This is a genomic window from Aquimarina sp. KJ22-3 (assembly GCF_055808215.1).
The window spans coordinates 4,147,741-4,172,133 of the sequence record NZ_CM147859.1 but is presented as its reverse complement, the minus strand read 5'-3'; the positions used below and the strand labels follow the sequence as shown (position 1 = coordinate 4,172,133).

Sequence of the window (24,393 nt, the reverse complement as noted above, 5' to 3'; positions counted from 1 at the left end):
TGTGGTAATTAGAATAACATTGCCGTTTCGTTGTTAAACCTTCCTTCCATTACAACCTTAGCGATAGCTATGATGATTGCTACAAGAAATAATATAATGGAAAGTACAAAGAGTATTAAAAACAATCTTAAGGTCTTTAAGGTTATTTGTTTCCAATTCAATTGGTATAGATCTTTGAAAGCATAAATACTGTATAGAAAACTAAAAAGTAGCGTAAAAAATGAAAGATCTTGGTACCGAAACCCAAAAATCAATAATGTCATTATTGGAACAAACATAGCTATCGATGAATGAGCTGTGATATACATGTTGATTACAATATGCTCGGTAAAATTGTACTTCTTGTAATTTGAAAAAACCTTTTTGGATATCCATGCATAGAGAGGGATAAAGGCAAAACTTGAAATCCCTTGATAATCATATAACATGTCATAGAAAGTGGTTATCCATTCTTGATCCTCTTTGATGCTACTCAAATCAACAACAGACTGATTAAAATACTTTTTTAAAGAAAAAAGGGTAAGTCCATTTAATGTGATCGAAATCAAAAAATAAGAAATCACATTGATGTATTTTTTACGCACCCCATTGATAAACCCATCAATTACAACACCTGGTTTAATCATGAGATCTTTAATAGTTCGAATTAGAGAGTTGTCTATGTTGAAATATTTTTCAGTAAGCTCTTCAGTGAGGTTTCCGAATGTAATGCGTTTCGTAATTTTTTTTGCGCCACAATCGGGGCAAAAGTTATGATGTTCAACTTGGGTTCCACAGTTTTTACAATTGGAAATAGGAATCAATTCGCTCATTAACTCAAGTCTCTTTTTATTTTTTCAATTAGTTCTTCTTCGGTTTTAAAAATGACAAATTCGCCATTTTTGATATAAGAAAGTTTCCCGGTTTCCTCGCTTACTACCAAGGCAAGAGCATCTGTCTTTTCGGTGATTCCTACCGCAGCTCTATGTCGAAGTCCAAAACGCAAAGGCATTGTACTTTCTTGGGTCACCGGTAGAATTACCCGAGTAGCGAGAATGTGATTATCCTCTATAACCATGGCCCCGTCATGCAACGGACTGTTTTTATAGAAAATACTTTCTATGATAGGCGTATTGACCAAAATATCCATAGCATCACCAGAAGTTTTTACAAAATCCAAAGATGTGTTTCTTTTGATAACGATCAGTGCACCTGTATACGTAGTCGACATGCTCTTGCAGGCCTCAACGACAGCTTTTACATTGGTTGCACTATCTTCGGGAGTATCTCTTATAAATTTGAGTTGCCTTAGAAATTTTCTTCTTCTGCCAAAATTGGTAGATCCAATCATCAATAGAAATTTTCTGATTTCTTGCTGAAAAACAACAATCAAGGCAAACATCCCAACACCAATAAATTCGCCCAAAACACTACTCAACATCTCCATAGCCAGAAACTGGGTGAGTTTCCAAACCAGATAAATAATAACGATCCCAATAAAAATGTTGATTGCCGCTGTACCCTTAACCAACTTATAGATATAGTACAATAGAAAAGCAACAAGTACAATATCTAATATATCAAGTATTCTTAGGTTGATTAAATCCAAAAGCTCGGTGTTTTTGTAAAAATAGAAAAAATTAACTTTTCAGTGCATTGATTAAAGAAACACATTCTACAGCTTCTTTTATATCATGTACTCTTAATATCGATGCTCCTTGGGTTAAGGCTATAGTATTCAGGCTTGTAGTTCCGTTTAGAGCATCGGTAGGATTGATATCTAATGTTTTGTAAATCATAGACTTTCTGGATAAGCCTGCTAAGATGGGTAACTTATGAAATTGTAGAATTTCTAGATGTTTTAATAACTCAAAATTTTGAGTTACGTTTTTTGCAAAACCAAAACCTGGGTCAATAATGATGTCATCAATTCCATGTTTTCTTGCTATAGCTATTCGTTCAGAAAAATATAAGTTAATATCGGTAAGGAGATTATCATATGTGGCCAAGGTTTTCATGGTCTGAGGAGTACCTTTCATATGCATCATGATGTAAGGGACTTTGAGATCTCCAACCACAGGAATCATCTCTGTATCCAAATTACCAGCAGAAATATCGTTAACTAGAGCTGCACCGGCTAATATGCATTGCCTTGCAATAGTACTTCTAAATGTATCAATGGAGAGCAGGATTTCTGGGAACTTTATAACCAACAACTCAATAATAGGTAGGATTCTTGCTTTTTCTTCTTCTTCAGAAATGTGATCCGCTCCAGGCCGAGAAGAATATGCGCCTACATCTATAAATGTAGCTCCTTCTTTCAGCATTTTTTCAGTTTGTAGTAAAATTTGAGCTTCATTTTTATACTTACCTCCGTCATAAAATGAGTCTGGAGTAAGATTGAGTATTCCCATTACTTTTGGGCTAGATAAATCAATTAAAGAACCTTTACAGTTTATCGTCATTCTTGAGTTTTTGGGTTTTTTATTTCTAAACTTGAGCTATGATTTTTTTAATTCCCATATTAAAGCGAAATTTACGCAAAATTCAACAGTTATATGCAAGATACTTCGATACAATATGATGAAGTAATTAGCACATGTCGAGATCTCTTTGTAAAGAAAATGAAGGATTACGGTAGTGCATGGAGAATCCTTAGACTTCCGTCTTTAACAGATCAAATTTTTATAAAAGCACAGCGTATACGTAGTCTTCAGGAGAATGCCGTGCGAAAGGTGGATGAAGGAGAAGTGCCGGAGTTTATTGGGATTATCAATTATAGTATCATGGCTCTTGTACAAATAGAAAAGGGAATCGTGGATCAGCCAGATCTGGAAGTAGAAGAAGCTACCGCTTTGTATGATAAGCATATTACAATTACCAAAGAGTTGATGATGAATAAGAATCATGATTATGGTGAGGCTTGGCGTGATATGCGGGTAAGTTCGCTAACAGATTTGATCATTCAGAAATTATTAAGAGTCAAGCAAATTGAAGATAATAAAGGGAAAACCCTTGTGAGTGAAGGTATCGATGCCAATTATCAGGATATGATTAACTATGCAGTGTTTGCCATGATTCATCTGGGTGAAGAAGACAAGAAATAGGTATAAAATAGTGTTAAACTAAAAATAACAATCTACAATCCACACTATATTGTGCAGGATTTCCCTAAAAAAATAATTACATCATCACATGAAAATACTAGTCACTTTCTCCAGAATTTTTGTTGCAGCACTTTTTTTGTTTTCGGGATTTATTAAACTTAATGATCCATTGGGTTTTTCCTATAAGCTTCAAGAGTATTTTGGTGAAGGTGTACTTAATCTTGAATTTTTAATTCCGTATGCCCTATTAATAGCCGTGTTTCTGGTAATTTTTGAGGTTGTTTTGGGAATTACACTAATTCTGGGTTATTTACCAAAGTTTACGGTGTGGTCGTTGTTATTGATGATTGTGTTTTTTACATTCCTCACTTTTTATTCGGCATATTTTAATAAGGTAACCGATTGCGGATGTTTTGGAGATGCGCTACCGTTAACACCCTGGGAATCCTTTACCAAAGATGTAATCTTGTTAATCCTAATATTAATCTTGTTTTTTGGACGACGTTATATTACTCCAGTCGGTCCGATTCCTACTCACAAATGGATTGTTTTTGCAAGTTTTACCGCCTGTTTAGGGTTTGCCTACTACGTGCTGATGCATTTACCGGCATTTGATTTCAGAGCGTATAAAGTAGGAGTGAATATCGAACAGGGTATGCAGGTGCCAGAAGATGCTCCAAAAGCTGAATTTGCTTACCATTGGAAATTTGAAGTTAATGGAGAAGAACAAATAGTAACCACTAGTGGAGATTATCCAAAAGTTGAAGGAAAATTTATTAGTGTCGAAACAGAAACTGTAAAAGAAGGGTATGAGCCACCGATTCATGATTTTGCTATAGAAAAAGATGGTGGAGATTATACATCAGAGTTTTTGTCTCAGGATAATTTAATACTGATTGTTACCTATAATTTGTCAAAAAGTGAGGCAGAAGGTTTTAATGCGGTCAAAGGAATAACCGATAAAGCCATTGCAGAGGGGTATCAGGTAATCGGACTTACCGCATCTACTCCAAAAGATATTGCCGAAGTGAAAGTAAAATACAATCTCAACTTCGATTTTTATACGACAGATGAAACCGCGTTGAAGACTATTTTACGTTCAAATCCGGGAATTGTTAAACTGAAAAAAGGTACTATTGTACAGAAGTTACATTGGAATGACGCCGAGAAACTTTCTTTATAAAAACCAGAAACAATAATGGTAGGTTATTTCCTTAATAAAATAGGGTATGCATTACTTACTTTGCTGGGGGTGATAACCGTTATTTTTCTGCTTTTCACCTTATTACCTGGAGATCCTGCACAAATGATGCTCGGTCAAAACGAAACCGAAGAACAACTGCAGGCGGTTCGAAAGAAATACGGGTTTGATCAACCGGTTTCTAAGCAGTATATGTATTATCTCAACGACTTATCACCTGTATCTTTTCATAGTCAAAACCCTGATGACTTTACATTTTTAGATGATAATAAATATAGTTACAGTCGCTTATTTAGTGTGGGGAATACGGCGATCGTTGTCAAGCTACCCTATTTAAGAGCTTCATTTCAGAAAAATGGAAAAAAGGTAAGTCAAGTAATAGGAGAAACGCTACCAAATACAGCAGTTTTGGCAATCTCGGCAATTTGCATTGCCATATTTTTAGGAATTTTTCTAGGAGTTGTTAGTGCATTAACCAAAGATACCTGGGTAGATAGAACGATTCAATTATTAAGCACTTTAGGGATGAGTGTTCCTTCGTTTTTTAGTGCAATCATTTTTGCTTGGTTATTTGGGTATGTATTACACGAATTTACCAACCTTAATATGACAGGTAGTTTATATGAAGTTGATGATTTTGGAGAGGGAAGTTATATCCAATGGAAAAACTTGATATTACCTGCAATTGTTTTGGGAATACGGCCTCTGGCTGTAGTAACTCAGCTGATGCGTAATTCGTTATTGGAGGTAATGAATCAAGACTATATCAGAACGGCAAAAGCAAAAGGTCTATCGCTGGTAAAGATCATACGAAAACATGCGCTCAAAAATGCATTAAACCCTGTGGTAACAGCAGTATCGGGTTGGTTTGCATCTATGTTAGCTGGGGCTGTATTTGTAGAGTATATTTTTGGATGGAATGGATTAGGAAAAGAGATTGTAGACGCATTGAATACACTGGATCTGCCTATAATAATGGGTTCTGTATTAATCGTAGCCACAATGTTTATTCTAATCAATATATTTGTCGATATTATCTATGGCTGGTTGGATCCTAGAATTAGAACTTAAACAGCCTTCAACAACATTTGTAACCACACGTTAACCAAATTATAAATCAAAATTCATGAGAAAAAAATTGTAGCCGGAAACTGGAAAATGAATAAGAATCTGGCCGAAACTGAAACTTTGCTTTCAGAATTAAAAAGCAAATTAGGAGAAACATCTGCAGATATTATTGTGGCACCTACGTTTGTTAACCTATATGGTGCTAGTCAAGCATTGAAAGATACCACTATAAATGTAGCTGCTCAAAATATGCATCAGGCCGAGAATGGTGCATTTACTGGGGAAATAGCAGCAAGTATGCTTAAAAATATAGGGATAGAAACCGTTATTCTAGGGCATAGTGAACGACGTGCATATTTTGGTGAGACTGATGCGCTATTAGCAGAAAAAGTAAATACCGCTATCAAACATAACATGAGAATTATTTTCTGTTTTGGAGAAGAGCTAGAAGATCGAAAAAGCGGAAATCACTTTGCTGTCGTAGAAAGTCAACTTAAAAATGGATTATTTCATATCGCTGCCGAAAATTGGAAAAATGTAGTATTAGCGTATGAACCTGTTTGGGCCATAGGAACGGGTGAGACCGCATCACCAGAACAAGCTCAAGAAATGCATGCGTTTATTCGAACAACTATTGCAAAGGCATTTGATAACGACATCGCTGATCAGGTTTCCATCTTATACGGAGGAAGTGTAAAACCAAACAATGCCGAAGAGATCTTTGCCAAAGAAGATGTAGATGGGGGATTGATTGGAGGAGCTTCTTTGGATGCCGAAAGTTTTTCTGCAATTGCCAACGCGATTTAAAGATATACTGATATAATTTAGTTGAAGCACTTCATATACTGATGAGGTGCTTTTTTTGTTGGTAAAAGATTACCTTTGCGCACAAAATAACACCATGTCTAATCCAATATATTTGGGGTATTATTTCACGATAACCCCATTGCAACCAGCTTCAGAAATTCTTATTGCAGAGTTAGGATATGCTGGTTTTGAAAGTTTTGTAGAAACCGAAGAAGGAGTACAAGCATTTATCCAAAAAGAAGAATGGAATGAGCATATTCTTGACGAAATACACATACTACAATCAGAAGAATTTAAAATCACCCATACCTTTGAAGAGATAGAGCAGGTAAACTGGAATAGTGAATGGGAAAAGAATTTTAATCCTATTGTTGTAGACGGAGTATGTTCTGTGCGAGCACCATTTCATGATCAACCGGATACGGATTATGATATCATTATCGAACCAAAAATGTCATTTGGTACAGGACATCATGAAACTACGCATATGATGATACAGCATCTATTACGTATGGATTTGAATGATAAAAAAGTGTTGGACATGGGATGTGGTACAGGAGTGTTAGCTATTCTCGCAGAGATGAGAGGAGCCTCACCAATTGACGCGATCGACATTGATAATTGGTGTTATTTGAATACTATGGAGAACGTCGAAAGGAATCAATGTGTCGCTATAACTGCATATGAAGGGGATGTGGCCCTGATCAAAGACAAGAAATACGACTTAATTATCGCAAATATCAATCGTAACATCTTATTAAAGGATATACCCAGGTATGCCGAATCACTTTCGGATAAGGGAACATTGCTCCTGAGTGGTTTTTATAAAGAAGATTTACCGGTAATTACAGAAGCTTGTGAACAGCAAGGTTTTCAGTTTGTGAATAATTTTGACAGAAATAATTGGATAGCAGCTTCTTATGAGTTGAAATAATCATACAATCTGTTAATTGAAACGCTTAAGTTAGTATATTTGTATAAAATTATCCTCCATGAGTACTCAGGAAAAAGTATTAGAAGAAGTATTGGAAAAATCAGTTGATCAAAGCAATAATGAAATTGTTTTATACAACGATGATGTAAATACCTTTGATCATGTGATTGAGACATTGATCTATTCTTGTGAGCATACCCCGGTTCAGGCCGAACAATGTGCTTTATTGGTACATTATACGGGAAAATGTACGGTAAAAACAGGTGCTTATAAAGAATTAGTACCGCGTTGCTCGAAACTACTTGAAGCAGGTCTTAGTGCCGAAATAGTGTAAATAATATAATATATATACATAAAAAAACAGCCTTTTTGGTTGTTTTTTGCGTTTTAAGACAATGATTAAGTCATATTTTTTTGACTTAAATCTGTGTAAAAATTAAGTTTTCGGTTTTTTTCGTCAAGGATAAGCTCATTTTTATAATTTGTAGGAAAATACTTTCTGTCGGGTTTTGTTTTGTCAGGAATTTATTCTCTTTTATGAAAGTGTTAACAACTCATGAAATACGGTAGGTTTTAATAGTTTATTAACAAAAAATACTCTTAAATAAACTGTGTATTTGGTCGATTTTTGCCTTGATTAAATCGAAGTGAATTTTATTTTTCTTTGAAAAAATCGTACGGTTTTCCCGTATTTTCAATAAATAGTTCAAAATATTAACTGATATTTCAAAAAAAATGTCATATATTCAACCCGCAAATTCGTAAAAGTTCAAAGCTTTATCAAAATTTGCAAGCAATATAAAAGGTAACTGTTTTATATTGTATTAGTAACTACACAAACTCAACTTATTAAAAATGAAAAAAATCAAATTATTAGCACTATGTGCTATTGTAGCTGGTTTTGCTACATCTTGCCAAAAAGACGAAATCGCTAACGAAACTGCACCTGAAGTTGCATCCGAATTAACTGAAGAGCATAAAGCTGGTTTATGGGCAGCGGGAGTTAATCCTGGAGATGCCTATTATGGAAGTCAGAAACACTTTGACTTACCTGCTCAAAAAGGTATTTTTGCCGGTGATATTTTTATTCCACTTAATCAGCTTGCTGATCATGCACTAGAAGCCGATGGTAACGACAAACAGTACAGAACTAATAACCTTATTAGTAGTGGTAATAGAACTATCGATATCTTAGGATATACAGGTTCTTGTTGTGCGCTTACGTCTAACATGCGTACTGGATTACAGTGGGCGGTTAACAACTATAATAGAATTAATACTACATTAAACTTTAGATTAACTTTTGGTACAAACTTCCAGGCAGCTGATATGGTAGTTTATAACAATGGAGCGTCTGGAGCTGGAGGACAAGCTGAATTCCCAAGTGGAGGAAGACCAGGTAAGTTCATCCAAATCAACGCTGGAACAGGAACTTTCGGTGGAAGTAATGTAAACAACGTAAATGAGCACGTAATCGGGCACGAGATCGGTCACGCTGTTGGTTTTAGACACACAGACTACGCAAGAAGAAGATGTGATAACATTAACGAAGGTGCTAGTACTGTTGGTGCTATCAATGTACCTGGAACACCAAGTGAAAATCGTTGGGGAGCTTCAGGACTTGATTCTGGTTCTTTAATGATTTCTTGTTTCGATGGAAGCGAAGACGGAGAGTTTAGTAACTTCGACGTTGTAGCTTTAGAATTCTTATACTAAGAAACAAATTAATATCTGAGAATAGAATTAAGCTTTGAACTTTTACAATAAATAACCATCCCGATATCGGGATGGTTTTTTTATGTCTATAGCCTTAGGATTTAATTTCTCCACTAGAAATTGCTTTGTCCAGGTTGATTTTTACCGTAGCGATACGATTAAAGAATTTAAGTCCATCTTTCCTTTTTACGGTTACCACATTTTTTCCATTACTGGTATCTACGTTGGTAATAATTACCGTCTTTCCGGTAAGAGCTTTATAATTTGCTATTCCTCCTTTTTTGATGATAAAATTTGTTTTCGGAAAATGAATATGTTCAAATTCTTGAGAAGAAGGAGCACCTATCACTAATTCATCACCAACTGTAGCGTTGGTTTGTTTAACGTTGCTTTCTTGAGCATTGGTAGTCAAAAATACCAAAAACGCAATAATTAAGATTTTTTTCATTGTCAAATTAGTTTATTGTTAATTGAGAGTTACTTTTTTTACAAATTTAACAATATCATTGATTTCTTAAAAGCTGCACATGGGTTAAATAAAAGTTAATCTGTTATGATGTAATAGTATTACTTTTATTTTTGCACATAATAATTTTAAAATTGCGAGCAAATGAAATTCTTGTTGCAAGATTTAAAGGTAAATATCAACGATAAGATCTATATCAAGGATCCAGAATCTTCGGATTTAGGGAAACGCATTATAGAACATAGCATTCTTATGATTCATGAAATAGGGTTTGAGGGCTTTACCTTCAAAAAACTAGGAGATAAAATTGGATCTAATGAGAGTTCTATATATAGGTATTTTGAAAATAAACATAAGCTATTGCTCTATCTTACCTCTTGGTATTGGGGGTGGTTAGAGTACCAATTGGTTTTTGCTACCAATAGTATTCCTAATTCAGAAGAGAAATTGAGAAGAGCGATAGAAATTATAACCCAAACTGTACAGCAAGATTCCTCTTTTTCTCATATTAATGAGGTGCTTCTCAACAAAATTGTAATCAATGAATACTCAAAATCTTATCTGACCAAGGAAGTTGACCGCGAGAATAAGGAAGGATATTTTTTGATCTACAAGCGTTTAGTAACTCGGTTAAAAGATATGATTCATGAATACAATAAAAAATATAAATACCCTTCAAGCTTGGCAAGTACAGTAATCGAAGGTGCATTGCATCAACATTTTTTACAGGAGCACTTTGCTACACTTACCGATTGTAGCGAAAAAGTTACTCCTTCAAATTATTTTGTAGACCTAGTGTTTAAATCTTTAAAATAACCCAAATGGCCAAAACTGTTTTAACCGCTTGGCAAAGACTAATAGGTCTTTTGCAGCTGGATAAAAAAGATATTTTACAAACCTTTTACTATGCTATTTTTGCGGGATTAGTGAATTTGTCTTTACCCCTGGGTATACAGGCAATTATCAACCTCATACAAGGAGCTCAAATTAGTACTTCCTGGATCATCCTCGTAATATTGGTAACCCTTGGGGTTGTTTTTGCAGGAATGCTTCAATTGATGCAGATCAGAATTATTGAAAATGTTCAGCAAAAAATCTTTACTCGTGCTTCTTTTGAGTTTACGTATCGTTTTCCAAAGATAAAGATGAGTGAACTACGTAATTATTACCCTCCAGAATTGGCAAATCGCTTTTTTGATACCTTAACAACTCAGAAAGGTTTGTCGAAAATCCTGGTAGATTTTCCGGCGGCATTGTTACAAATTATATTTGGATTGATGCTCTTGTCATTCTACCATCCGTTTTTTATTATCTATGGAATTTTACTGCTGTTGCTGGTATATGTGGTGTTTAAATACACGGCAAAGAGAGGATTAGAAACCAGTTTGAAAGAATCTAAAAGTAAGTACAAAGTGGCTCACTGGATTCAGGAAATTGCTCGATCTATTGTGAGCTTTAAATTGTCTGGTAAGACCAACTTAGCATTGCAAAAAAATGATGCTTTGGTGACCGAGTATCTTTCAGCAAGAGAAAGTCATTTCAAGGTGTTGGTCATTCAGTTTATTCAAATGATTGGTTTCAAGGTACTGGTAACTGCTGGTTTGTTACTTATTGGAGGTATTCTAGTACTCAATCAGGAAATGAATATCGGGCAATTTGTGGCAGCAGAGATTATCATTGTATTGGTTATTGGATCTGTAGAAAAACTGATTACTGGCCTAGAATCAGTTTATGATGTGCTGACCTCTCTTGAAAAGCTTGGGCAAGTAGTTGATAAAAATCTAGAACCACAGGAAGGTGAGAAGCCATTCAAAGAAAATGAAGGATTTACTGTAGAGCTAGATCATGTAACCTATACAACCCGAGAAGCAGGTAAGAAAATTTTGGATGATATCTCATTGTCTATAACAAAAGACTGTACCATTTTGGTACAAGGATCCAATGGATCGGGTAAATCCACCCTGTTACGCTTAATCGCAGGTTTGATAAAGCCTGATACGGGTAAGGTCTATGTAAATAATGTAGATCTATCTGGGATCAATTTAAACTACTACAGAGCGCATTTGGGGCAATCGCTTACCGAGGAATCACCGTTTGAAGGAACCATCTTAGAAAATATCACCTTTGGAGATAGTACAATCCCACATGAGGATGTGTATTGGGCATTAGAGCAAGTGGGATTAACACAATTTGTAAAAGAACAAGCCAAAGGGTTGAATACCATTATTTATCCCGAAGGAAAGCAAATCTCTTACACGGTGTCCAAAAAAATAGTGTTAGCTAGAGGTATAGTGCGAAGACCAAAATTATTGATCCTTAAAGATCCTCTGGATCAATTCGATGAAAATGAGGTGTCTCGTATTATGGATTTCCTAACCGCTCCAGAAAGACCTTGGGCATTGGTTGTAGTGAGTCAAAATAATAAATGGGCCAAAAGATGTGGTCGTATTATTCAGATAGAAAAAGGAAAAATTGTAAGTGAAAAATAAAGCGTTATGTTGAATATCACCCATAATAAACTAAATAAAAAGGTAGATCTTTCAGAATATAAGGCTGTAGAGAAAGTCTTTCATAGAAGGCATTACAAATACTTTAATCGTTTTTTGAAGGTGTTTGCCGGGATTACTATTATCATTATGTTCTTGCCCTGGACACAAAATATTTCGGGAGTAGGGAATGTAACTACCTTAAAACCTGATCACAGACCGCAAACTATTCAATCTCCTATACCAGGGCGTATCGAACAGTGGTATGTGAAGGAAGGAGATTTTGTTAAAAAAGGAGATACAATCTTGTTTATCTCCGAAGTAAAGAATGAGTACTTTGATCCCAATTTGGTGCAACGAACAGGGAAGCAAATCAAGGCGAAATCGATGGCGGTGACCTCTTATCAGGAAAAGGTAAAAGCTCTGGACATTCAAGCCAATGCACTCATCAATGAAAGAGGTTTGAAATTGCAACAAGCTAAAAATAAGTTGATGCAATCTCGATTAAAAGTACAAAGTGATAGTATTGATCTGGAAGCAGCCAAAACCAATATTTCGATTGCGCAGCGCCAATATGATCGTACTGTGCAGCTAGAAAGCGAGGGACTTAAGGCATTGACCGATGTAGAAGAAAAACGATTAAAGCTTCAGGAAACGCAAGCAAAATTAATTTCACAAGAGAATAAATTATTGGCGAGTAAAAATGATGTTATTAATGCCGAAGTAGAAATCAATCGAGTGACAGCCGAATATACAGATAAGATCGCAAAGGCTCGTAGTGATAAGTTTACTGCCCAATCTAGTCAGTTTGATGCAGAGGCTCAAGTGACCAAGCTGGAGAATGAATATACGAATTACGAAATTCGTAATGATTTATACTACATCCGTGCTCCACAGGATGGTTTTATAAATAAGGCTATTCGCGCTGGTGTAGGTGAAACTTTTAAAGAAGGAGATCAGTTGTTAAGTGTCATGCCTGCTGACTATGAACTCGCAGTAGAAACTTTTGTAAAACCTATCGATTTACCATTGATTCATATTGGTGAAAAAGTGCGTATACAATTCGACGGTTGGCCGGTGATTATATTTAGCGGTTGGCCAAATGTATCTTACGGTACCTATGGTGGTAAAGTGGTGGCTATCGAAACGTTTATTAGTGATAACGGTAAATACCGTGTACTTATCGCTCCAGATGCTGATGATCATGATTGGCCCAAAGACATACGAGTAGGATCAGGAGCTAATTCTATTGCATTGCTAGAGGATGTACCCATTTGGTTTGAGTTATGGCGAAAACTGAATGGTTTCCCACCAAATTATTATCAACCTGTAGGAGAGACAGCAAAAGTTGGAAAGAAATAAGATGAAGAAAATCGCATTTTTGATCGTTTTATTAGGGATAGTTTCTTTGCATGCCCAAGACAATAATGAGTTGACACTTCGCTTTGAAGAGTACTTAGGGTACGTAAAAAAATATCATCCTATTGCTAGGCAAGCAGAGCTGAATATTAATATAGGAGAGGCTAATTTGATGAAGGCCAGAGGAGGTTTTGATCCCAAAATTGAAGTAGACTACGACCGAAAGAAGTTTAAAGGAAGTGAGTATTACGATTTGTTGAATGCTACTTTCAAAATCCCTACCTGGTATGGTATTGAGCTCAAAGGAGGTTTTGAGCAGAACGAGGGTGAATTTTTGAATCCAGAAAACTTCATCCCCGAAGATGGGCTTTTTAATGCTGGTATTTCGGTTTCTGTAGCAAGAGGGTTTTGGATCAATGAGCGTATGGCTACGTTGCAAAAGGCAAAGATTTTTAGAGAGCAAACCAAAGCCGATCGCGATCTATTGGTCAATCAAATTCTATATGATGCCTCCTTGGCGTACTTTGATTGGTTAAAAGCATTTAATGAAAAGGAGATCTATGAGAATTTTTTGAATAATGCTGAGATTAGATTTCGAGGGATTAAGCAAAGTGCTTTGGCTGGAGATAAAGCAGCAATCGATACGGTTGAAGCCAAAATCACTGTGCAAAATCGTGCGTTGAGTTTGGAACAGGCCAAAGTGAAGTTGATGAAAACTTCGTTACAGTTATCTAATTTCTTATGGTTAGAAGGAAATGTTCCTGTAGAGTTACAACCCGAAGTAGTTCCTGATAACAACCTGGATCAAATTATTGATGTTACTTTAGAGATTCAAGGGAATCCATTGAGTGAATTTACTTTGGAAAACCACCCGAAACTAAGATCACTAGGGTATAAGATTGAAGGATTAGAGGTTGATCGGAAATTAAAGGCGAATAAACTCTTGCCTAGAATAGATCTGGAGTATAACTTTTTGACCGAGACGCCCGATGTGGGTAATTCGTTTACCACACGAGAATATAAAGGAGGAATTACCTTTGAGTTTCCGTTGTTTTTGAGAAAAGAAAGAGGGGACTTAAAGTTGGCTAAATTCAAGGTTCAGGATGCTAAATTTGAAAGACAAACTACCGAATTGCAAATTCAGAATAAAATCAATGCCATTTATGCTGAGTTAGAGTCTTTTGAAACACAAAACGAACTAATAGCAAACATCGTTAAAGACTATACCACTTTATTACAGGCAGAGGAACGTAAATTCAGTTTTGGCGAGAGCTCTGTGTTTTTGATTAATTCTCGAGAACGCAGCCTTATCGATGCCAGATTAAAAGGAATAGAAGTACAGAATAAGTTCTTTACGGCAAAAGCCAAACTGTTTAATAGTTTGGCTACCAATCCGGTGGACTTATAAGAATGCGTCTAGAAGTATTTGGAGATAGAGATCCTTAAAAAACTATCCTCTCTAAAGTTGGAAAGAATGAACTCGTTTTGATCGATATCATTAAAAATTCGAGCTTCAATTTCTGCGGTCCAGGTACTTCCAAAACGTCTGGATGCCTCTAGGCTAAAAATAGTGCTACTGGATTCTAAGTCAGAAATCCCACCAATCAGAATTGAAGTGTCTTGAGTATCGTTAAAAGCAATACGACTTCCAAAGAAGATGTCATTTTGTAAAGCATTAAGCGCGAGCTCATCACGTTCATCGTACAAATACTCTCCCAAAAGGCCTATATCTAGACCATTTCCGTCGATATTAGAAAAAGTATACTCTAATCCTGCGGTAAGGGCTACAAACTCCTGAGCTTCAGCATGACGATAGATGGATTCTAATTTCCATAGAAATGCATTATGAGTAATTTGCAGATCCAACCCGGCCTGATGTATGATGGGGTAAAAAGCATTTATATTTCCCGTGGTATCAAAAGTAAAAAGAGGTTCTCTTCCGTTACCATGAAAGTAAGAAAGCCCAATATCAAAAGCATTAAAATAGTGCTTCCAGCGAAAAGCAAGGTCTTGTCTCCACTCTTCGGCTCCACTTTCATACTCCAAATCATCTTTATCAATTACCACCGGAAAGCGTAATCTTCCTTTATCACCTGCAAAAGTACGCCTACGATGGTATGGCAGATAAAAAAAGTCGAAAGTCCCAAATTTTTGAGTGATCCAGGTAAACTGGGCCATAGGTTGGCCTAACTTTTCTTCGCCATCAAAAGTCTCAACCGCATCTGTCTGGTTGATGATATCAACCAGATGATTACTCTCTGTAACTCCCCAGTAGATCTTTTTGACACCCAAGCTCAATTCCCAGTTGTTTTTTGCCTTTTGATAATACAATTCGCGTATATCCCAATGCGTACGTTCATCATCTACGTCCAAACGAAAAAAACCTTTAAAATTGATGCTTTCATAACCTTTGTTCCAGGAGATATTATATTCTGGTCGAACAGCCAAAGAAGGGAAATGGTCCTCCTGCCCTTCAAATAAGGCATCATTATAGAAATAACGATACTCTCCTTCTAATTCTAATTCGAATTCTTGAACCGCTTTTTTGGTATCATCGTTTTGTGCATGCATGTTGAACCCTGCGCATAGGAGCGCTACAAATGTGATATATATAATTTTCATGTATTTACTTTTTTAATTCCTGGTCTTTTACCATTCCAAAAATTGTGATCAAAATCCCGATAAGAATAATAAATAGCAGCATGACGAAAAATGGATTTTGATAGATGCAGAATAGTACAATTGAGCATATACTAAAGAACAATCGTATAGGTATTGTCCATTTGTATATTTTTTGAACACGATACCAAAAACCAAAGTGATGAGAGTGCCCAACCCTATAAACATCATGCCTAGCAAATTTGCGATATCGGGTTGATATGAGGTGTTGCTGTTTAATATTGAAAACACAAGGCTAGGTTGTATTATTAATAATAATCCACTAACTAAAAGAACAATAATAGGATATAACAAACTAAGCCTTGTGTATTTCATCATGAAATAAAATTTACTGACCGGCTCGTTGTAATGCTACCTGTGTAAAATCCTCGTCTGATAATTTGATGTCAAAATTGTATTCTTCGAACTTCAGTAAGGTTTCTTTATTACTTTGGTGATTTACCATATTGAAGGTAAGTGCTCTCCAGTACTTTCCTTTGTATAACTTATAATCGGTGTAGGTAAGCGTTTTAAGAAGGGAGTTTTTACGATCATAGAACTCTACTTTTTCAATACGATATCCTTTGTCTTTGTTGTAAGTCACAACACGACGTGTATACCCTGATTTTGGGTCTACAGGATCTTGTTCTACTACCAATAAATTTCCTTTTTCTTCCAGGAATTTGTAGGCGTATTTTTCTACTTCTTGAGAAGATAGATCTTCATAAGCAAACTCGCTTCCTACAAACGGACCAGATTTATTATTAGAAGATATTCTTTTTACTCGCTTGATAGAAGGTAAAAATAACCACTGATCATCAGAACCTACTTTATGAGTAAAGGTTAGGGTTGAAGTACCTTTTACATCCTTTGGACTATTAAACACGATTAAAGACTTATCTCCATCTTCGGTAAGTTCTAAGGTTCTTGTTTCTAAATATCGTTCACTGGTCTGACCATTTTTATTCTTTAAGGTCATTTTTAGTTTTACCTTAGAACTTCCAAATCCCAGGTCAGCTTGTTCTGCTGCTTTGGCAATTTGTAACCCTCTTTCTTCTGCGCTTTGAGCAGATAAAGAAGCGATTCCTGCTATTGCAATAATTGCAAAAAATAACTGTTTCATTGTTTTTATAATTTTTAGTTAAGAATAACAGCAAGATTCGGGTGATTCGTCTCGGGCCAATCAGCCCAAACCCTACTGTTATTAGAAGTTTTTGATTTATTTATCCAATTGTATTTGTGGTTGTAATGAACGTACGTTTTCTTTACTTTCACTCTTTTTACTGATCAGAATAAGTAGTGATGGTAGTAAGATGAAATCAATGATCAATGCCGCTACAATAATAATTACCGTTATCCTGGCCATATAGCTGTTCAATGCGAACGAAGAGGTAGATAAGACCGCAAAACCAGCTAACAAAACAATGGTTGTCGTCACCAAGGCTTTACCTACGGTTTCGAAAGCGTAGATAACTGCTTGTTTAGCATCGTAATTGAGTTCTCGTCGAGCCCTTAAAAATTTGCTCATAAAGTGAACCGTATCATCTACGATGATTCCTAGAGTCATACCAAAAACAATCACCATCCCGGTATTAATTTGTGCTTTGTACATGGCCCAGAAACCAAACCCTACCAGAACTGGGGTCACATTAGGGATGATACTTAGTAATCCTAATTTGAAGTTGCGCAGTGCAAGCATTAGTACTATGGATATCAATATCAAGGCGATGATATTTCCTTTAAACATACTATCGGCTTGTCTGAACCCAAGTTTTGAAAACATGAGTGTTGGACTTACTCCTATAGCATGCATCGCTTCCGGAGTATGATCCTCTAACCAACGTTCTGCACGTTTGGAGAAGGCGATCATTTCTGCACTAGAGATGTTTTCGATAGTCGCTGTAACTCTTGTTTCGGATTTGTCTACATTAATTTGATTATTCAGATCAAGTCCAAAAGGAAGAGATAATTCATATAACAACAAGTATTGAGCCGCTTCTTCCCGATTAGCGGGTACTTTGTAGTAAGACTCATTATCACCGTGCATCGATCGATTAACCCTACGAGCTACTTCGCTAAAGGCATTTACATGTACTACCTCTGGTTGTTGATTCAGCCAGTCTTCAAATTCATTAAGTTTTTGAAGGTATTCTGGATTGTTGATTCCTCCACTTTCTCCACTGCCAACAGAAAATTCAACATTATAAATTCCTGTTAGGTTATCACTGATATAGTCCGTATCACTTCTAAACTGGACAGTTTCATCAAAATAATTAATAAACTCATCATTAAATTGATTTTTTGTGGCTAGATACGTTAAGCCTCCAATAACTGCTATCGAAATAATAGTAAGTCGAACAGGTTGCTTGGTAACAAATAGCCCAAGATTGGTATACCATCCAAATTTTTCAGGTGTATTTTCTGCTTTTTGCTTTGTTTTTACAGGAAGAATAGCCATCAATGCTGGCAAAGTACTGGTAGAGTAGATAAAAGCCATTGTCATACCAAAGGCGGTAATATTTCCTAGATCCCAAAATGGAGGAACATCTCCAAAATTCATGGTTAGAAACCCGATTACCGTAGTAAGACTCGTGATAAATACCGGCATAAAATTAAGACGCATAGATTCTACTAAAGCGTCATGTTTGCTGTATCCCTCTTTTCGCATTTTTTGAAGCATGGTAATCAGGATATGAATACTATCTGCAACTGCCAGAGTAAGAATCATGGTTGGGAACACAGAAGAAGGAGGGGTGAGTTTAATTCCCATTAATCCCACAAATCCTACTGCACTCATTATAGAAAACATTACCACAACCAACGTAGCTAAGGTGCTCACAAAATTTCTGGTAAGGATAAGAGTGGTGATCACCACAATGATTAGCATAATCATGGTCAACATTAAATCCCGCATCGAAGACTCAAAAAAGGCAGTGTTTAAAGGGACCAAACCGGAGGAATGTACTTCAAAATCAGGATGCTTTTCTTGGAAATTCGAGATCGTACTGCGTATAAAAGCGGTTACTTCTGGTATTTCTTTAGCACTGTCTTCTCCTGGGAGCCTTACCGTTACGTTTATAGCGGTAACACTACCTTCTTCGTTTAGTAATCGATTTACTAGTAAAGGTTCTTTGAGTGCTTTTCTTCGTATTTCTGCTATTTCCTGAGGTGTCTTGTTCGCAGACTCGTAGGAAAGATCATCTACATAGAGATCATCTCCTTGTGCACTAGTATGTTGAAAATTGGTAACCGCGTCTACTCTGGATGAGTAAGGAGTATTCCATGCTTCGACGGTGAGTTCTTCTATGGCGACCAAATTTTCTTTGGTAAAAATGTTACCATTAGAAGGAGATAATACAATTACGATATTATCATCTTTGGTGTATTTTTCTTGTAAAGCGTCAAAAGCTTCAAGCTCCGGGTTCGATTTACTGAAAAACACATGATAATCTCCATCAAATTCCATGGCTCCTTGGGAACCTAATCCCATTGAAAGGATAATTGTTGCTAGTAGGACATACCACTTGTTTTTGATCACAAATTGCGCCCATCGCTTAGCAAAAGTGTTCGTAACGTTACTTGCTTTTTTAAGTGCATTCATAATTACAGTTGTTAGTTGACCAGTCAATTAGTAATAGAAAATACTATTCAATTGATCTTTGTTGTTAAGAGTTATTTGTATGTAGACGATTAGATCGAATTTATTTGGACAGGGGTGTTCAAATACTTTTTTATAAAGTTGACCAGTCGTCTATAAATGGATTAAAAATTTTTTATCGGGATAAAATTAGAGTTTGTTTCATATAATTTTGTTATTAGATTGTTAATAATTGACCAGTCGTCTATTAAAATTTCAAAAAAATTATTTTAGAAATAGGAGTTTGGTCATTTTCATCACATTATCAATAGGTTCGGCACTTTTCATTTCTTTCATAGTGGTCATTGCACCTTTTCCCGCATCTTCGAGAAAAGATACCATAGCTTCCACATCAATATCGGCTTCTACTTCACCAAGTCGTTGTGCTTCCAATCCAACAGCAACGATTTCATTTTTTACCTTATTATGAAGTGTTAGTATGGCTTCTCTGATATTATCATTATGTTCAGACATTTCATTACTCAGATTACAACCCATACATCCCATTTTACATTCTAGCTCTTCCTTCACAACATCAATACGATGTTCATAAAAGTTTAGTAAACGTTGTTTGGGGGAACTAACTGAGGAGTCGTGTAAAATGCCCAATGCGGTTCCAAATTGCATATCAAAATACTTCCTCAATGCTTTGATAGCAAAATCTTCTTTACTGTCAAAGTAAAAATAAAAAGAACCCTTAGGTACATCTGCAGCTTTTACAATATCATTGACACTCGTACCATTATATCCCCTAGACCAAATAATATGCAGACCTTTTTCTAAAAGGTAATCTGCCTTTGTTTCATGTTTTAGGGTTTTAGACATCTTTTTCTTAAAATTTTGCTAGCAAAAATATGACCACCCGTCTAGTAATTCAAAATTTTAAATGTTAAATTTTTGTTTATTGAATTTATTTTTAGGTTTAAGTATTTAATTGTCAGGTCGTTGTGTTTGTTGTGCTAATAAGTGTCACCCATATACACCAAACTATTCTTAACATGGTGTTTTGGCATCACAGGAGCAACCATACAACAAGTAGAACCCAAATAGAATAAGGCGATCTCATCAATTTTGGAAACCCTGGACCCCAATTGAATATGTTCTGGGAGTTTAATGGTGCCAACCGCGGGTCCCCCTACAATGGATAAATGCCATTTTTGATGCTCATCGTCTGTGATATCAATATTTATTCGTTCATTCCTGAAGGCAGGAATAGAAGGATTGTCTTTGTAGAACCAAGGTCTTAAAATAACTAAATCCCCCTTAATATGTTGTATACGTGTAATTGTACCATTTACAGGGGCATGAATTCGATGATAGTTTTTATTATGCAAAAATACATTGGTAAATACATAATCCTTATTGATTTCGTTTTCACCCACTCCAAAGATGTGATGCACTGCTCGAAGATCTCCTTTTACATTTGATTTTTGGATGTTATATACAAAATCCATATCACAAAGTAATCCTTCACAAGGCCAAACGGTTGGAGAGGAGTTTTTGGGAAGTTCTTTAAACTGTCTAACAAAGAAGTCCTGAAAGTTGAGATACTTTGATCTACCAAAAGGAGGTTTAAATTGACTTAGATAATCAGTTTCTTCATAATGGAATCTGCAATAAGGCTTAATGAGAAACTTCGAAATATGAAGATTGAAGACATTGGCGTAAATTCCGGAAATAAACCGTTGAAACCAACTAGGAAAGAACCCCCAAACTCTTAACGATAGGAATTCGTAAAAGGACGCGTGTTTAATTTGAACTGAATCTAAGACGTTTGTTTTGTCATCTAAAGATGCAGTCATTTGAATCTCTTTCGACATTTGATTTTTGATTAATGAATGAATGGTTTCTAATTTAGATACTTTCAAAACGCCTGTCAATAGGGGATTACACAAAATATTCTTAAATAAATTAATAGATGTTAAACTTTGAATAGATTTTTTTGAATTATCAGTACTATCATTACATAAAAATGGAGCTATTTCCACACTTGAAACAATAAATCTCTCTCTTTTTAATTAAGATATGATATTGAAAATAAATAGGTTATATTGATTTACGAAAATTACAAACCTAAGTTTCGGGGATTTTTAAGAAAGTAATTCCTTTTCCAAAGAAATAGTAGAAATTTTACCGCAAAGAAAAATCGTGAAATGTATTATATAGGATTTGACATAGGAAGCTCTTCGATCAAAGCAGCACTGGTAAATGCTGAAAATGGGAAGTCCATAGCTTCTGTAAATGAACCCGAAGAGGAGATGGATATCATTTCTGTCCAGAAAGAATGGGCTGAACAAAATCCAGAATCCTGGTGGGAAAATGTATGTAAAGCTTCTAAGAGATTACTGAAAGAAAATACAATTCGACCAGAGCAAATAAAAGGAATCGGAATTTCATATCAAATGCATGGCCTGGTGGTTGTGGATGACAAAGGAGAGTTGATTCGGGATTCAATTATTTGGTGTGACAGCCGGGCAGTAGCAATAGGAAATAAAGCTTTTAAAGAGATAGGGGAAGAAAAGTGTATGGACAATCTATTGAATTCTCCAGCCAATTTTACTGCCTCAAAATTAAAATGGGTACAACAAAACGAACCTGAAAAATATGAACGCATCCATAAATTTCTGTTACCAGGAGATTATATAGCGTTTAAATTTACAGGAATCATAAACACTACAACTTCAGGTCTCTCTGAAGGGACTTTATGGGATTTTAAAGACGATAAACCAGCAAATTGGTTATTAGAACATTATAACCTTGATGCATCATTAATTCCAGATATCGTTCCTACTTTTTCGAATCAGGGAGAACTATCAGCAAAAGGAGGGAGTGACAGCGGGCTTAATCCGGGAACTCCTATTTTATATCGTGCTGGTGATCAACCCAACAATGCACTATCGCTTAATGTTTTTAAAGCGGGAGAAGTAGCAGCTACTGGGGGGACTTCTGGAGTAATCTATGCAGTTACCGATAGCCTTTCTGCTACAGAGGGACTTAAACTGAACAATTTTGCGCATGTCAATCATTCACAAAACCAGCCCAGTATTGGTAAACTTTTGTGCATAAACGGAGCTGGAATTCAATATCGATGGTTGAAAAATAATCTGAACCTGGAAACAAATTCGTATCAAACCATGAATTCACACGCATCAAAGGTATCGGTTGGATCCAATAATCTACAATTGATTCCCTTTGGAAATGGAGCCGAGCGTATGTTTGATAACCAAACCATAGGAACTCATATTTGTAACCTAAACCTCAATAAGCATAATCGTTCACATATTTTTAGAGCAGCACTCGAAGGGATAGCATTCTCTTTTGTGTATGGTATGGAAGTATTAAAAAAGGATAATACCACAATCAATGTGATCCGTGCGGGGAATGATAATTTATTTCGATCAGAAATCTTTTCGAATACCGTAGCTACCTTGATCAATCAGGAAATTGAAATTTATAATACCACTGGTGCAATAGGAGCAGCTCGAGCAGCAGGTTTAAGTGATGGTACATTTGATGATTTTGGAACAATGATCACCAAAAATGACCATGTAATGACCTACCACCCTTTACAAAATCAAGACGATTACAAAGAAGCATATAAAAACTGGAAAAGAGAATTAAATAGAATTTTAAAAAATAATGATATGGCCTTAGTTGGAGATAAAGAATATTTTAAAACCATAAATGATATACAATTTGAAGGAAAAGAGTCGGATAATCCTTTAGCATTCAAATATTATGATGCGAACCAAGTGGTAGCAGGTAAAACGATGCGCGAGCATTTTAAATTTGCCGTTGCTTATTGGCATACCTTCTGTGGACTTGGAGCCGATCCCTTCGGACCAGGAACTCAAAAATTCGAATGGGATACTGCTTCAGATCCTATTCAGGCGGCCAAAGATAAGGCTGATGCAGCCTTCGAGTTTATTACCAAAATGGGATTTGATTATTTCTGTTTCCATGATTATGACCTGGTTCAGGAAGCGCCTACGTTTTCAGAATCTGAAAAAAGACTAGCTACGATCGTAGATTATCTCAAACAAAAGAAGGAAGCTTCAGGGGTAAAATTATTATGGGGAACTGCAAATTGTTTTTCGAACCCCCGCTATATGAACGGAGCGGCTACAAATCCTGATTTTGATGTGTTGGCAAGAGCTGGAGGACAAGTCAAATTAGCCTTGGATGCAACGATAGCATTAGATGGCGAAAATTATGTGTTTTGGGGTGGTAGAGAAGGTTATATGTCATTGCTCAATACCAATATGAAAAGAGAGTTGAATCATATGGCACGCTTTCTTACCGTAGCAAGAGATTATGCCAGAGCACAAGGTTTTAAAGGAACATTTTTTATAGAACCAAAACCGATGGAGCCTACAAAACATCAATATGATTTTGATACGGCAACTTCTATTGGCTTTTTGAAAGAGTATGGTTTGGATAAAGACTTTAAAATCAATATCGAGGTCAATCATGCAACTCTGGCGCAACATACATTTCAACATGAATTACAGGTGGCAGCAGATGCGGGTATGTTGGGAAGTATCGATGCCAACAGAGGAGACTATCAAAACGGATGGGATACCGATCAATTCCCAAATAACATATTAGAAGTGACAGAAGCTATGCTGGTATTCCTAAAAGCAGGAGGACTACAAGGTGGAGGGATAAACTTTGATGCTAAGATCCGTAGGAATTCTACAGATCTGGAAGATGTCTTTTTAGCGCATATTGGAGGAGCGGATACTTTTGCTCGCGCATTGATTACTGCCGATAAAATTCTTTCGGCTTCGCCCTACCAAAAACTTAGAGAAAAAAGGTATGAATCTTTTGATGCAGGTTATGGAAAAGCATTTGAAGAAGGGAAATTAGACCTTGAAAATCTATACGATATCGCTGTTCAAAATGGCGAATTGGATTTACAAAGTGGAAAGCAGGAGTTGTTTGAGAATATTGTAAATCAGTATATATAATTAAA

The 24,393-nt window shown here is 36.0% G+C and carries 21 protein-coding genes and 1 pseudogene; 13 read left to right on the top strand and 9 right to left on the bottom strand.

Annotated features, from left to right (window positions below; translation table 11 throughout):
- Positions 1–8: 8 nt before the first annotated feature.
- From AC0L3Q_RS19340 to folP, 3 genes are read right to left on the bottom strand one after another with little or no spacing between them, the layout of a single operon-like run.
- Positions 9–812 carry a DUF3667 domain-containing protein gene (locus AC0L3Q_RS19340; RefSeq protein ID WP_473282108.1) on the bottom strand — a complete coding sequence of 268 codons (804 nt, stop codon included), beginning with the start codon at positions 810–812 and terminating at the stop codon, positions 9–11.
- Positions 812–1,588, bottom strand: a complete 777-nt coding sequence (locus tag AC0L3Q_RS19335) for a diadenylate cyclase (protein ID WP_473282106.1) — start codon at positions 1,586–1,588, stop codon at positions 812–814. The genes AC0L3Q_RS19340 and AC0L3Q_RS19335 overlap by 1 nt, the downstream gene beginning before the upstream one ends.
- 31 nt (positions 1,589–1,619) lie before the next feature.
- On the bottom strand, positions 1,620–2,444 hold the full coding sequence (folP, locus tag AC0L3Q_RS19330) for a dihydropteroate synthase (RefSeq protein ID WP_473282104.1): 825 nt from the start codon (positions 2,442–2,444) through the stop codon (positions 1,620–1,622).
- A gap of 93 nt (positions 2,445–2,537) precedes the next feature.
- On the opposite strand from folP, the gene AC0L3Q_RS19325 reads away from it, so the two are divergent.
- From AC0L3Q_RS19325 to AC0L3Q_RS19295, 7 genes are all read left to right on the top strand, one after another.
- Positions 2,538–3,086 carry a DUF1599 domain-containing protein gene (locus tag AC0L3Q_RS19325; RefSeq protein WP_473282102.1) on the top strand — a complete coding sequence of 183 codons (549 nt, stop codon included), beginning with the start codon at positions 2,538–2,540 and terminating at the stop codon, positions 3,084–3,086.
- Positions 3,087–3,174: 88 nt separating this feature from the next.
- Positions 3,175–4,269 (top strand): BT_3928 family protein, encoded by a 1,095-nt coding sequence (locus AC0L3Q_RS19320; RefSeq protein ID WP_473282100.1) that lies wholly within the window; start codon positions 3,175–3,177, stop codon positions 4,267–4,269.
- A gap of 15 nt (positions 4,270–4,284) precedes the next feature.
- A complete protein-coding gene (locus AC0L3Q_RS19315) occupies positions 4,285–5,358 on the top strand; it encodes an ABC transporter permease (RefSeq protein ID WP_473282098.1) in 1,074 nt (357 codons plus the stop codon).
- A 51-nt stretch (positions 5,359–5,409) separates the two neighbouring features.
- Entirely contained in the window at positions 5,410–6,162 is a 753-nt protein-coding gene (tpiA, locus tag AC0L3Q_RS19310) for a triose-phosphate isomerase (RefSeq protein ID WP_473286973.1), read from the top strand.
- 94 nt (positions 6,163–6,256) lie between these two features.
- The gene (prmA, locus tag AC0L3Q_RS19305) at positions 6,257–7,096 is read left to right on the top strand and encodes a 50S ribosomal protein L11 methyltransferase (RefSeq protein ID WP_473282096.1); all 840 of its coding nucleotides are present in this window, start codon (positions 6,257–6,259) and stop codon (positions 7,094–7,096) included.
- A 58-nt stretch (positions 7,097–7,154) separates the two neighbouring features.
- Positions 7,155–7,430 (top strand): ATP-dependent Clp protease adaptor ClpS, encoded by a 276-nt coding sequence (locus AC0L3Q_RS19300; RefSeq protein ID WP_073316942.1) that lies wholly within the window; start codon positions 7,155–7,157, stop codon positions 7,428–7,430.
- Positions 7,431–7,951: 521 nt separating this feature from the next.
- Positions 7,952–8,812: a M57 family metalloprotease gene (locus tag AC0L3Q_RS19295; protein WP_473282094.1), complete on the top strand. Its 861-nt coding sequence runs from the start codon at positions 7,952–7,954 to the stop codon at positions 8,810–8,812.
- 94 nt (positions 8,813–8,906) lie between these two features.
- On the opposite strand, the gene AC0L3Q_RS19290 is transcribed toward AC0L3Q_RS19295, so the two are convergent.
- Entirely contained in the window at positions 8,907–9,260 is a 354-nt protein-coding gene (locus tag AC0L3Q_RS19290; RefSeq protein ID WP_473282092.1) for a hypothetical protein, read from the bottom strand.
- A 162-nt stretch (positions 9,261–9,422) separates the two neighbouring features.
- On the opposite strand from AC0L3Q_RS19290, the gene AC0L3Q_RS19285 reads away from it, so the two are divergent.
- The 4 genes from AC0L3Q_RS19285 to AC0L3Q_RS19270 are packed head-to-tail and all read left to right on the top strand — an operon-like array spanning position 9,423 to position 14,531.
- The gene (locus tag AC0L3Q_RS19285; RefSeq protein ID WP_473282090.1) at positions 9,423–10,094 is read left to right on the top strand and encodes a TetR/AcrR family transcriptional regulator; all 672 of its coding nucleotides are present in this window, start codon (positions 9,423–9,425) and stop codon (positions 10,092–10,094) included.
- Between the two features lie 5 nt (positions 10,095–10,099).
- Entirely contained in the window at positions 10,100–11,767 is a 1,668-nt protein-coding gene (locus AC0L3Q_RS19280) for a peptidase domain-containing ABC transporter (protein WP_473282088.1), read from the top strand.
- A gap of 6 nt (positions 11,768–11,773) precedes the next feature.
- Complete coding sequence (locus AC0L3Q_RS19275; RefSeq protein ID WP_473282086.1) at positions 11,774–13,126, top strand: HlyD family secretion protein; 1,353 nt, start codon at positions 11,774–11,776, stop codon at positions 13,124–13,126.
- A gap of 1 nt (position 13,127) precedes the next feature.
- Entirely contained in the window at positions 13,128–14,531 is a 1,404-nt protein-coding gene (locus tag AC0L3Q_RS19270) for a TolC family protein (RefSeq protein WP_473282084.1), read from the top strand.
- Between the two features lie 8 nt (positions 14,532–14,539).
- Here the strand turns inward: AC0L3Q_RS19270 and AC0L3Q_RS19265 are convergent, their stop codons facing one another.
- The 5 genes from AC0L3Q_RS19265 to AC0L3Q_RS19245 all read right to left on the bottom strand — a co-directional run bounded on the left by AC0L3Q_RS19265 (position 14,540) and on the right by AC0L3Q_RS19245 (position 21,238).
- On the bottom strand, positions 14,540–15,745 hold the full coding sequence (locus AC0L3Q_RS19265) for a hypothetical protein (RefSeq protein WP_473282082.1): 1,206 nt from the start codon (positions 15,743–15,745) through the stop codon (positions 14,540–14,542).
- Positions 15,746–16,130: 385 nt separating this feature from the next.
- Positions 16,131–16,904, bottom strand: coding sequence for an outer membrane lipoprotein-sorting protein (locus tag AC0L3Q_RS19260; RefSeq protein WP_473282080.1), 774 nt, complete (start codon positions 16,902–16,904; stop codon positions 16,131–16,133).
- A gap of 96 nt (positions 16,905–17,000) precedes the next feature.
- The gene (locus AC0L3Q_RS19255; RefSeq protein ID WP_473282078.1) at positions 17,001–19,382 is read right to left on the bottom strand and encodes an efflux RND transporter permease subunit; all 2,382 of its coding nucleotides are present in this window, start codon (positions 19,380–19,382) and stop codon (positions 17,001–17,003) included.
- Between the two features lie 261 nt (positions 19,383–19,643).
- Positions 19,644–20,243 (bottom strand): TetR/AcrR family transcriptional regulator, encoded by a 600-nt coding sequence (locus AC0L3Q_RS19250; RefSeq protein WP_473282076.1) that lies wholly within the window; start codon positions 20,241–20,243, stop codon positions 19,644–19,646.
- 134 nt (positions 20,244–20,377) lie between these two features.
- On the bottom strand, positions 20,378–21,238 hold the full coding sequence (locus AC0L3Q_RS19245; protein ID WP_473282074.1) for a phosphatidylserine decarboxylase: 861 nt from the start codon (positions 21,236–21,238) through the stop codon (positions 20,378–20,380).
- 333 nt (positions 21,239–21,571) lie between these two features.
- On the opposite strand from AC0L3Q_RS19245, the pseudogene AC0L3Q_RS19240 reads away from it, so the two are divergent.
- Together AC0L3Q_RS19240 and xylA are read left to right on the top strand one after the other, a co-directional pair.
- Positions 21,572–23,056: pseudogene (locus AC0L3Q_RS19240) on the top strand (xylulokinase); the annotation flags it as partial.
- 6 nt (positions 23,057–23,062) lie between these two features.
- On the top strand, positions 23,063–24,388 hold the full coding sequence (gene xylA / locus AC0L3Q_RS19235; RefSeq protein ID WP_473286972.1) for a xylose isomerase: 1,326 nt from the start codon (positions 23,063–23,065) through the stop codon (positions 24,386–24,388).
- Positions 24,389–24,393 lie beyond the last annotated feature (5 nt).